At 64.4% G+C, this 11095-nt stretch carries 14 protein-coding genes; 2 read left to right on the top strand and 12 right to left on the bottom strand.

Annotated elements, in window-relative coordinates; translation table 11 throughout:
- The 4 genes from AC5JJ6_RS24015 to AC5JJ6_RS24030 all read right to left on the bottom strand — a co-directional run.
- The coding region (locus AC5JJ6_RS24015; RefSeq protein WP_496044478.1) for a molybdopterin-dependent oxidoreductase at positions 1-343 on the bottom strand (343 nt) is incomplete at its 3' end.
- A gap of 21 nt (positions 344-364) precedes the next feature.
- Positions 365-961, bottom strand: coding sequence for a hypothetical protein (locus tag AC5JJ6_RS24020; protein ID WP_496044479.1), 597 nt, complete (start codon positions 959-961; stop codon positions 365-367).
- Between the two features lie 25 nt (positions 962-986).
- Positions 987-1244: a hypothetical protein gene (locus AC5JJ6_RS24025; protein WP_496044480.1), complete on the bottom strand. Its 258-nt coding sequence runs from the start codon at positions 1242-1244 to the stop codon at positions 987-989.
- A gap of 99 nt (positions 1245-1343) precedes the next feature.
- Positions 1344-1751: an IclR family transcriptional regulator domain-containing protein gene (locus tag AC5JJ6_RS24030; RefSeq protein ID WP_496044481.1), complete on the bottom strand. Its 408-nt coding sequence runs from the start codon at positions 1749-1751 to the stop codon at positions 1344-1346.
- On the opposite strand from AC5JJ6_RS24030, the gene AC5JJ6_RS24035 reads away from it, so the two are divergent.
- The gene (locus tag AC5JJ6_RS24035) at positions 1636-2109 is read left to right on the top strand and encodes a TRAP transporter large permease subunit (protein ID WP_496044482.1); all 474 of its coding nucleotides are present in this window, start codon (positions 1636-1638) and stop codon (positions 2107-2109) included. The genes AC5JJ6_RS24030 and AC5JJ6_RS24035 overlap by 116 nt on opposite strands.
- A gap of 54 nt (positions 2110-2163) precedes the next feature.
- On the opposite strand, the gene AC5JJ6_RS24040 is transcribed toward AC5JJ6_RS24035, so the two are convergent.
- The 8 genes from AC5JJ6_RS24040 to AC5JJ6_RS24075 form a co-directional block, all read right to left on the bottom strand.
- Positions 2164-3435, bottom strand: a complete 1272-nt coding sequence (locus AC5JJ6_RS24040) for an LVIVD repeat-containing protein (RefSeq protein ID WP_496044483.1) — start codon at positions 3433-3435, stop codon at positions 2164-2166.
- Entirely contained in the window at positions 3435-4982 is a 1548-nt protein-coding gene (locus AC5JJ6_RS24045; protein ID WP_496044484.1) for a tripartite tricarboxylate transporter permease, read from the bottom strand. Before AC5JJ6_RS24045 ends, AC5JJ6_RS24040 begins: the two co-directional genes overlap by 1 nt.
- Positions 4983-4984: 2 nt before the next feature.
- Positions 4985-5512, bottom strand: coding sequence for a hypothetical protein (locus tag AC5JJ6_RS24050; RefSeq protein ID WP_496044485.1), 528 nt, complete (start codon positions 5510-5512; stop codon positions 4985-4987).
- A 24-nt stretch (positions 5513-5536) separates the two neighbouring features.
- Positions 5537-6559: a Bug family tripartite tricarboxylate transporter substrate binding protein gene (locus tag AC5JJ6_RS24055; RefSeq protein WP_496044486.1), complete on the bottom strand. Its 1023-nt coding sequence runs from the start codon at positions 6557-6559 to the stop codon at positions 5537-5539.
- A 66-nt stretch (positions 6560-6625) separates the two neighbouring features.
- Entirely contained in the window at positions 6626-7564 is a 939-nt protein-coding gene (locus tag AC5JJ6_RS24060) for an alpha/beta hydrolase (RefSeq protein ID WP_496044487.1), read from the bottom strand.
- Between the two features lie 151 nt (positions 7565-7715).
- Positions 7716-8702, bottom strand: a complete 987-nt coding sequence (locus AC5JJ6_RS24065; protein ID WP_496044488.1) for an aldo/keto reductase — start codon at positions 8700-8702, stop codon at positions 7716-7718.
- Between the two features lie 69 nt (positions 8703-8771).
- Entirely contained in the window at positions 8772-9518 is a 747-nt protein-coding gene (locus AC5JJ6_RS24070; protein WP_496044489.1) for a TSUP family transporter, read from the bottom strand.
- A 58-nt stretch (positions 9519-9576) separates the two neighbouring features.
- Positions 9577-10320, bottom strand: a complete 744-nt coding sequence (locus AC5JJ6_RS24075; protein WP_496044490.1) for a FadR/GntR family transcriptional regulator — start codon at positions 10318-10320, stop codon at positions 9577-9579.
- Positions 10321-10546: 226 nt separating this feature from the next.
- Between AC5JJ6_RS24075 and AC5JJ6_RS24080 the strand changes: the two genes are divergently transcribed.
- On the top strand, positions 10547-11095 hold a 549-nt coding region (locus AC5JJ6_RS24080), incomplete at its 3' end, for a fumarylacetoacetate hydrolase family protein (protein WP_496044491.1).

The following is an 11095-nucleotide window of genomic DNA, read 5'->3' on the forward strand; positions in this document are numbered from 1 at the left end:
GTCCTTGGTAGTCCGGGGAAATGATGGTCGCGATGTTGGTGTATTCCATCGCGTATTCCTTGAACCACAAGTCGTTTTCAAGGATGTACCGGATGATGCCGCCCAGGAACGCGATGTCCGTTCCGGCACGGAGCGGGGCATGGATGTCGGCCAGGGCCGACGTCCGCGTGAAGCGCGGATCGGCATGAACGACCGTGGCGCCCTTCTCCTTCGCCTGCATGACGAAGCGGAAGGCGATCGGATGGTTCTCGGCCATGTTCGACCCCATCACCAGGACGAAGTCGGAATTGGCAAGATCCCACTGGGCGAGCGTCGCCGCTCCCCTGCCATAGGTGGCACCCAAACTGGGCACCGACGAACTGTGTCAGACGCGCGCCTGGTTCTCTATCCAGACCATCCCCAAACCGCCCGAGAACAGCTTCTTGATCAGGTAGTTCTCTTCGTTGTCCAGGGTGGCGCCGCCCAGCGAACCGACGCCCAGCGTATGGTTGACGATGGTGCCGTCGGGCAGTTTGTGGACGAAGGTCTCGTCGCGGGTCTGCTTGGTAAGGTGAGCGATGCGGTCCATCGCCCAGTCCATCGGCTTTTCCTCCCACCGGTCCGAACGCGGCGCCCGGTACAGGACCTTGTCCAGCCGCTCCGGCATCGTCATCAGCCCCAGCGTCGCCGCTCCCTTGGGACAGAGCGTTCCCTGGTTGATCGGGCTGCGCGGATCGCCCTCCACATGGATGACGCGGCCGTTCTTCGCGTACATGAGCTGGGAGCAGCCGACGGCGCAGTAGGGACAGATGTTGGTGCCGACGGTATCCGCCTCTTCCAGCCGGGGCCGCAGCCCCCGTGACAGGCTGCTCTCCGCCGCCTTCGTGGCGGAAGACTGTCCGGCGATCTGGCGCGGAACCGACCACTCGCGGACGAAGCTTCCGATGCGGTCTGAAAGGGAGCGGCTGCGGATGCGCTTCATCGTCTTGCCCTCAACTGGCTTGAACTTAGCTGGCTTTTCTGTGGCCGGGCTCGTCGGCCCACCCGATATCGTGGACGACGCCGGCGATCAGGGTCCCGGCATCCTCGTAACGGACGGTCACCCGCGCCTGGGAGCGCTGAAGACCCGGCAGATCCTGCGGCTCGATCGGGGCGGAGGGAGCCAGCACGAACAGCATCGGCTGCCCGTCGTCCGGCTCCATCTTGAAGCGCCCTTCCTGGACGATCGTGATGGTGCCGGTCATCGTCTTGAGAGCTTCCTTCATGGAACCTGGACCCTGGCTTTCCGCCGTTCGGCGCCTGCTTTTTCCGAAACCTGCATGCCGGTAACGACGCTTGCCGGGGATTGTTCCTCAGCGGCTTTTTTAGGGGCGGGGGCCGCCGCCCAGCCGGACCGATATCCGGTCCGCGCAGGCGCGCAGCATGACGAGGGCTTCGGCCTGACCGACCTTGTTTCCTTTCATGTGCAGGAAGGGAACCGTCAATGCGGCCAGAGCGGTGCCGGAGTACCCCAGCACGGGGCATGACAGATCCACCACACCCTGAACGGCGTCGCTGACGTTCTCTTCGTATCGCTGTGCAGCGATGGCATCCAGGCGGCTCTCCAACTCTCCTTCCACCGGTGTCGTCCTGGGAATGTTGCTGTGCGGCGCCCTGATGATCGTGACCGCCGTGATCTCGCGCCGCCCGGGATACCAGCCGAGCCGCCCACGTTTCGTGTCCAGGGCGGAACTGTGGTCCGCCTTCGCCAACGCGATCTGGGTGCTGACCATCCCGCTTTTCATCCTGATCGGCATCCGCTACGGCATCTTCACACCGACGGAAGCCGGGGCGATGACCGTGCCTTACGCGGCGCTGATCGGCTTCGCGAATTACCGGGAACTCAAGCTCTCGGACCTGCCTTCGGTGCTGACGGAGACGGTGCTGGCGACCAGCACGGTCATGCCGATCATCTGCTCGGCCTCCGCCTTCGGCTTCTACATGAAGTGGGAGCGCATCCCGTTCACTGTTGCGTCAACACTGGTCGAACTCGCGCAGGATCGGTACCTGCTGCTCCTGCTGATCAACCTGATGCTGATCAGCTTCTTCCCGCAACTCGTCCTGTTCCTGCCCAACGCGCTGATGGAATGACGAAGAGCCGGTCCATGAATAACCTGTTGGCCCCACGACCTGGAGGAAGGCGGATCAAGCCGTCACCTCCAGGATGTCCAGTCCACGGTTTCGGTCGATCACGTAGATCAGTTCGCGCTCATCGACGAAGACGTCGTTGCTCTGCGCGCAGGCCTGCCCCCTCGGGGGCTCGGGGATGAACCAGCCTGTTTCCTCCGGCGCCGTGGGATCGGATATATCCAGCATCCGGAGCCCGCCGGAAAACCAGGTGCAGTAGAGGCGGTCTCCCGTCACCCGTTCCTGGAACTGGTGAGCGCCGAACCTTGCTCCGGCGCGGGCGAAGGGCGAGTCCAGTTCGCTCAGGTGGAACATGCCGATGGGTCTGATGTCGGCCCTGTCTTCCACGTCGAAGAACCACAGACCGCCATGGAGTTGTCCATGGGTGTGGTCGTGCTCCTCGTCCACGGCGACCGCGACCTGCCGGCCATTCCACCGGACGGGGACCGGAGCCACGGTATGGGTCGGTTCCGGGAATGGGGGATGGTAGTCGTAGGCGCCGATGGTCCGCAGGTTGCCGATGTCGGAAGCGTCGATCACCCGCAGACCGGCGTACCAGACCGAAGCCCATAGTTCGTCTCCGAAACGGAGCGCGTGGTGCAGGCGGTTGCGCTGGCCGGCCCAATGCGGAGTCTCCCCGCCGGCGATATGCTGGCCGGGCATCGACCAGCGCGATACCTCGGCGGGCCGGGCCGGGTCTGCGATGTCGTAGACGACCAGGATATTGCCGACATAGCCTTCCATCTCGGTGGAGATGTAGGCGTATCGGGCATCCATGTCGAAGCGGTGGACCCCGACGCCGTGTGTCCTGACATAGGCGATCTCGGCCGGGCGCGCCTTGTCCGAGATGTCGTAGACCTTGAAGCCGCCGTCCCGGTAGCCGTGGTCCAACACGTGCCGCAGGCGCGGCAGCAGGCCTTGCGGAATGTTGAGGTCGGCCGCGACCTCCGCATCGGTGGGAGGGCGGCCCAGGCGGGCGGTCAGGCCGGCCGTCGCCTCCGCCAGTTTCGCTCCCCGCCGCAGCGCATGGCGGTCGTTCTGCTCGACATTGGTGATCATCAGGTCGCCGACCACGCGGACCTTATGAGTGTGAGAGTCCTCGGTCGGTAGCTCGATGGAGGAGGCGACGCGCGGATTGGCGGGGTCGCGGACATCGACGATGGTGGTTCCGTGCGGCGGCTTCATGTGCCCGACATAGGCGTAGCCGTCGGAAACGGTGACCTGTCCCCCGCCGGGCAGGTCGAGATGACCTACCAGACGGAGGTTCTTGGACAGGGTCATGTCGGCCATCAGGCTTGGTCTCCCGTCAGGGCGGCCGGCGCCCGATCTTGAAGGTTCTTCTTCTGGCGCTCCTGCTGCTTGCCGCGCAGCCAGGGCAGCAGCACCGACAGCACGACGAAGGCCCACAGGACGTTGGCGGTAGTCGAGGAGAACAGGATGGTCAGATCCCCCTGCCCGATCCGCAGCGAGCGCAGCAGGTACTGCTCGAACAGCGGTCCCAGGATCACGCCGATCAGGATCGCGGTGACGTGGTAGTTGGTCTTGCGGGCGATGTAACCGATCACGCCGAAGACGAGGGCGAGGCCCATGTCGAAGACGTATTCGCGGTTGGCGAAGGCGCCGACGATGGTCAGCGACAGAATCAGCGGCACCAGGATCTTGGTCGGGATCAGCACGACCTGGCTCATGTAGCGGGCAAGCGGCAGGATCGTGAAGATCATCACGATGTAGGACAGCGTCATCGAGAAGAAGATGCCGTAGGCGATGTCCGGCGATTCGATGAACAGGCGGGGACCGAGCACGATGCCATGATACTGCAGCACGACCATCATGACGGCGGCGGTGCTGCCGCCCGGCACGCCGATCGCCATCAGCGGGACCAGCGTGCCCGAGGTAACGCCGTTGTTGGCGGACTCAGGCGCCACCACGCCGGGGGCGAAGCCCTTGCCGAACTCCTCGGGGGTCTTGGAGAACATGCGGGCCTGCTGATACGCCACGAAGGACGCGATGCTGGCGCCCGCTCCCGGAACGACGCCGATCAGCAAACCGACGAAGCTGGTCCAGATCGTCAGCCACCAGTATTTGAGGCTGAGCCGCAACCCCTCCAGCGTGTCGGCCCAATGCGCCTTGGAATCCACGACCGACGAGCGCGGCACGACGGTCGAGCGCTCCATCATGCTGAAGGCTTCGGAAATCGCGAACAACCCGATCAGGGCCGGAACCAGGGGCACGCCGTCGTAGAGTTCCAGGAAGCCGAACGCGGCTCGCGGGGTGCCGTAGATGTGGTCGGTGCCGATGGCGCCGATCATCAGGCCGAAGAATCCCGCGATGATGCCTTTCAATGGATCGTCGGCGGCGATGGCCGCTATCAGGACGAGCCCGAAGACCATCACCGCGACCATCTCGACGCTGCGGAGATAGAGGCCTAGCTGGGCGAGGTAGGGCAGCAGTGCGACGGTCGCGACGCTGGTGACCAGACCGCCGACGGTAGATGCCACGAAACAGAGGACGAGCGCCTGCTGCGCCTTTCCCTTCAGCGTCATCTGGTAGCCGTCCAGCGTGGTCGCCGCCGCACCCCCCGTCCCCGGCATGTTGACCAGGATCGCCGGGATGCCGCCGCCCAGATGGGTCGCACAGTAGAGCGATACCATGAAGGCCAGCGCCATGTTTACGTCCATCGTCAGCGTCAGCGGCAGCAGGATGATCAGGGTGTTCTGCGCGCTGAAGCCGGGTATGGCGCCGACCACGATGCCGAGAAGCACGGCCGGCACCACGATCCAGGTCAGCATCAGGGTGTCTGTGATCAGGGAGAGAAGGAGCGCGTTATCCCAACCCATGGTCAGATGCCTCCACCGAACAGCGGAGCCAGCCCGTTCTCGATCGGACCGGCGGGGAAACGGGCCCCCAGCAGAATGATGAAGACGATATAGACGGTGGCCGAAACGCCGACCGCCACGCCAAGCAGGGTGGCCGGCGAGCGCACACCGAGAATCCACATGGCGGCCAGCATCACCGCGAACAGGCCGAGCGTCGTTCCCAGCCATGGGATCGTGGCGACGAACAGGATCAGGGTGGCGATCAGCATCAACCGCTGGGCCTGCGCGGGTGTCCAGCGGGAGAAATCGCCGAAGCCCAGGCTGCCGGTCCCGTTGCGGAGCTGGACCACGACGCGGACGACCTGGATGGCGATCAGCACCAGCAGCGTTACGCCTACGACCGTCCCGTTGGCCCGCGCTTCCCAGACCAGATTGAACGAGGAGATCAGGTAGTAGAGGGTGAAGCCGGCAGCGAGGACCGGAATGATCAGATCAGCGCCCAGCTGCGCCTTCCGGCGCTGTTTCAGCGTCCGCGATACGTCTACGCTCATGGTGTCGCTCCCTGGAGCATCGGATTACCGCTGCGCGCTGAGCACCGGTTCGTAGCGCTTGGCCAGTTCGACCATCGCGTTGGCGTATTCGGTGCAGACCTGACGGCTTCCGAATTTCAACGATTCGACCGGCGCTCCCGTCTTGACGAAGGCGTCGCGGAACTCCGCCGAAGCGTGGGCCTGCTCGGCGGTCTTCTCCAGCAGGGCGAAGTTCTCCGGATTGGCGTCCGCCCATTTCGCATGGACCGCCCAGGCGCGCGACGAATAGAGGTCGGGTATCGAGGAGCCGAAGACGGAATTGATCGTCGGCGCGTTCTCGGTGATGCCGGCGAAGATGTTCTCCTTGTTGAAGACGCCGAGCACCTTGAACTGGCTGGTCAGGGAGAGCACGCCGGTAATGGGAAGCGCTCCGACATCGGCCTCCCCGTTCATCACGGCGACGTAGGTCGGGTTGCCGCCGCCGTAGGGGATCAGGTTATAGCTGGAGCCGGTGGCCTCACCCAACGCCAGCATGCCGATGGAGGCCGGATGCGGAATGCGGCTGACCGCCACGTTGAGGGGCTTCTTCTTGGCCGCCTCGACGATGGATTTCACGTCCTTGTAGGGACTGTCGTTCCGGACGAAGATGCAACTGTCGTCGATATCGGTCCGGCTGAAATAGATGAAGTCTTCCGGAAAGCGGTAATTCGGCTTCTGCACCGCATACATGATCATTTCCGGGCCCATGTTGCCGAACAGCAGGTTGTAGCCGTCGGCCTCGCGCTGCTTGACGAACAGCTCGTACCCGATCTGGCCGGCAGCACCGGGATGGAAGGTGTATTCGAACTGGTGCTTGAGGAGCTTGGACCAGGCGTCGTCGAAGGCGCGGGCCAGCCGCTCGGCCCCGCCGCCCTGCCCCGTCGGGATGATCACGCGGAAGTTCCGCTGCGGATAGCTCTGCGCGAAGGCGCTGGAGAGCGGCATGCCGGCTAGTACGCCGGCTGCGGACAGGCCGCCGCAGAACGCCCGGCGGGACATGTGCAGCGATCGGTTCGGTGAGTGATTCATGGAAGTCCCTCCCCTTTGTTTTTTATTGGGATGCCTGCCGGTCGGGTGACCGCAGGCCGGCGCCGGTCAGCCCCGGTAGACGGGGGCCGGCTGTTCGAAGAACGAACTGAGGATGTGGTAGACGAGTGCGTGGTTCTTCTGCTGGAAGCTGGCATGGGCGATGCCCGGCATCACCGCGAACTGCTTGTCCGGATTGGGCAGAGCCGCGAAGAACTTGAGCAGGTCGTCCATCCCGGCGATCCCGTCGTATTCGCCGCGCATGACGATGGTCGGCACGGTGATGCGCGTCGGGTCGATCAGCGGCAGGTTCTCGCACATGTCGATATAGGTGCCGTTCGGCATGGAATCGTCGAGCGCCAGGATGGCGTCGGCGAAGGCTTCCACGGTCTTCTCGTCGGCGGTTCCGGGATGGTCGCGGTTGAAGATCGAGTGGACGAAGGCCCGGTCGATCGGACGCCGCTTCATCTCCTTGAACTGTGGCAGCTTCTTGCGCCGGTCGGCCAGCGTCGGACTGCCCTCCCCCGTCCAGACCATCGCGTCCAGCGCCAGGCGCGCCACGCGGTCGGGGTGCCGCTCCGCGAAGAGCGCCGCGCGGAGCGCGCCCGACGATATGCCGTAGACCAGCAGCGGGCCGCTGTCGCGGTTGGCCTGGATATAAGCGGAGGCGGCGGCCAGGTCGTCGGCGCCGTCGGAGATGTTGGAGGTTATGTTCCCGTTCTTGTCGGAACGTCCGTAACCTTCCATATCGACGCACCACGTATCGAACCCGCGCCGGCTGAACCAGTCCATCACGGAAGAGTCGTCGCGTCCGGGCACTTGCAGGTCGAAGGTCGGCGTGGAGGCCATCGAGGAGCCGTGGACGAACAGGATCGTTCCGCGCTTGGCGGCTCCTTCGGCCGCCGGCTTCTCCCACAGGAAGAGACGCACGTCACCCTTCTTCGTCCAATGCTCGATACCGGTCGAGGTCTTCTGAGGGGGCCTCTGTGGGGTCTGGGTTGTCGTCATCGGTTCCTTCCCCGTCTTTGAGCCAATCAGTGACCAATTGGCAATAGGTTTACATTGGGCGACAATGGTGAACCATTGTCAAGCCGATGTTTCCTCAAGGATGCGTATTGCTGCGCAGCGGAAACCAATCACGGATTGGTCAAACCGGAGCTCAGATGCCCAGACGCCGGAGCTGGCCTTCCGGATAGCGGAGACCGGAAGCGGCACCCGGCGGGAACGCCTCGTCCAGTGCCTTCAAGTCGGCGCCGTCAAGGCGCATCCCCACCGCGGCCACGTTCTGCTCCAGCCAGGAGCGATGCTTGGTTCCCGGGATCGGCACGATGTCCGGACCGCGTGAGAGGACCCAGGCAAGTGCCACCTGGGCCGGCGTCCGGCCGCTGGCGCCGGCGATCCGGTCCAAGGTTTCGAGCAGACCGAGATTTCGTTCGAAGTTGCCTTCCTGGAAACGCGGATGGGCATGACGCCGGTCGGCTGGGATCAGATCGTCACGCCTGCGGAAGGTTCCGGTCAGGAACCCGCGTCCGAGCGGGCTGTAGGGCACCAGCCCGATACCGAGTTCGCGCAGGACCGGCAGGATCGTGTCCTCGGCATCGCGGGTCCACAGCGAATATTCCATCTGGAGAGCCGATAGCGGGTGAGTGGCGTGGGCACGGCGGATGGTATCGGGACCGGCCTCGCACAGGCCGATGAAGCGCACCTTGCCTTGTTCGACCAGACGCGACATGGCGCCGACGGTTTCGGCGATTGGGACGTCCGGATCGACCCTGTGCTGGTACAGGAGATCGATGGCGTCGATACCGAGCCGGCGCAGGCTGGCGTCGCAGGCTTTGAAGACATGCTCGGGGCGGCCGTTGACCCCTCCCCTCTCGCCGTTGGGACCCCGGATGTTGCCGAACTTGGTCGCCAGAACGAGGCGATCGCGCCGGCCGGCTATGGCGCCGGCGATCAATTGCTCGTTGCGGCCATCCGCATAGGCGTCCGAGGTATCGAGGAAGTTCAGGCCAAGTTCCAGCGCCCGGTGAATGGTGGCGACCGACTCCACGTCGTCCGGGATGCCGTAGTCGCCGGTCATTCCGGAACAGCCGAGGCCGATGGCGGAAACGACAAGCCCGGCGCTTCCAAGGTTGCGGCGCTCCATTCTCACTCCTCCCCGCTTTGTTGTGCCCGTTCGTTTGGGCTTGTCTTGTGTTGCCTTGCCCGTGCCGGTTCAGCCTGCCGCGAAGGCGGCGATGCCTTGCAGCAGGTAGACGGCGCCGACGCCCAGCACAATGCGCTGGGTCCAACTGCGGAACTGGATGTCGGTCAATCGTTCGAGCATCGCCCGGCTCAGGCTGGTGCCTGCCATCGCCAGCACGACGGAGATCGCCAGCACCGGCCAGCCGAGTTCGCTGCCGCCCTCGCCGATGATGCGTCCGAAATACACCAGCTTCAGCAGGTGCGTGGCGACCTGACAGGCCGCCTTGGTGGCGACTACCGCCCGGCGGTCGAGCGGGCAGCGGACGAAGAAGACGTCCAGCAGCGGCCCGGATACGCCGGACAGGAGCTGGAAGGACGTCCCGATGAAACCGCACAATTCGGCCCCGCCGATCCTGTCCGCCCGAGGCGCCGCCCAGTCCGGCACCATCCAGGCGAGGAACGGCGTCAAACCAAGCACGACCAGCACAAGCGGCGGATCGGGCACGAAGCGCACCAGCGAGAAGGCGGCGAAGGCGATCGCCGATCCGATCAGGTAGCGCAGCAGGATCGGCCACGCGACGTAGCCGCGCCACAGGTAGGCCCGCCAGCCGTTGGACGCCGTCTGGGTGACCCCGTGCAGGACCATGGCGGCGGGGACCGGCAGCAGGAGCAGCAGGGCGCCCATGTAGATCATGCCGCCCGCCATGCCGAAGATGCCGGACAGGAACGACGTCGCGAGCACGATGACGGATATCAGCAGGATGGCGCCGATGCTCACGACTGGACCCACATGGGTTTTGCGCCCTTGAGTGGACCAAAAATGAGCCAATCACCCATCACGAATTCACCGGACCGAGCAGGTTGGAGCGGACGAGAAGCAGATGGTCGCGCAACTCGTTCCGGGCGGTGACGGCGTCCCGGTCCGCCAGCGCGTCCACGATGCGCCTGTGCTGCTCCTGATAGGTCCGGCGCCGTTCGGGTGTCAGGGAGCGGTGCTTGAGCCGGAGCCATTCCGGCTGGTTCCGCGTCTCGTTCATGGTCGCGTAAAGGTCCATCAGCAGGCTGTTCTTGGACGCGGCGACGATCGCGACATGCAGCTGGCCGTCCCAATGCTCGAAATCCCCGATCTCGCCGGCCTGTTCGGATTGGGTGAGGCAATCCCTGATCCGGCGCACGTCCCCTGCATTGGCGCGAAGTGCCGCCAGTTCGATTGCCGCCGGTTCGACCACGAGGCGGACTTCCATGATCTCGGCCGGGCTGGCGCCATGTATGCGCAGCACCAGGCTGTCGGCGGAAACCGGAACGAAGGCGTCCGGTTGCCGGCTTTGGGATAGATCCTGCCGGGGCGGCGCCACGAAGGACCCCCGGCCGACATGCCGGACGATCCTGCCCTTGTCCTGGAGCAGCTTGAGGCTCTTGCGCAAAGTATTGCGGGAAACCCCGAACTGCTTTTCCAGGTCGCGCTCCGGCGGCAGCCTGAAGCCGGCGGTCCAGGAACCGTCCGCTATGTTGCTTTCGATGAGCTGGACCAGGGCATTGGCTCCCGTCGCGGCGCGTGTGCGAATATTGCGTGTATCCATGGGAGGTATCGAGGTCCGCAGATGTGAGCCAAACAGAACCCATTTCTAGCCGCCGGACATCCGGTCGGCAACAGCCTTGCAAGCAGCCCTCATAAGGGATTTCAAGACCGATGATGTCGTTCCCCTTCTACTTTCTCCCGATCCTGCATGATCCATGATTGCGCGACCGGCGCCATTTGGCAATAATGGATTTGCTAATGGTTCAATAATGGTTCAGGAGTGACGGATGAAGTTCGCGACTTTCCGGATGGGTGGCCGCAGGATGACCGGCCTTGTCGATGCTGAAGCTGGCAAGGTGCGACCGCTCGACACGGCCCTCGGCGAGCCTGTCGCCGACATCGTCGACCTGATCCGGCGCTACGACGACCTGAAAGCCCGCCTCGCCGGCATCGGCAACGAGGGCGACGCGATCGACCTGTCCGCCGTGGAACTGGAGGCGCCGATCCCGCGCCCGGCCCGCAACGTCATGTGCGTCGGCAAGAACTACTTCGACCATGCGCACGAGTTCAGCCGCAGCGGGTTCGACAGCAGTTCCAAGGATCGGTCGGATGCGATTCCGGAAGTGCCGATCATCTTCACCAAGGTTCCGGAATCGGTCGTCGCCGACGGCGCCGATATCCGCTACCCGGAAGGCATCAGCGACAGCATCGATTACGAGGCCGAACTGGCCGTCGTGATCGGCACGGGTGGCCGGGGCATATCGAAGGAGCAGGCCTACGGGCATGTCTGGGGCTATACGATCATCAACGACGTGACGGCCCGCGACATCCAGGGA

This window comes from Skermanella sp., assembly GCF_059503625.1.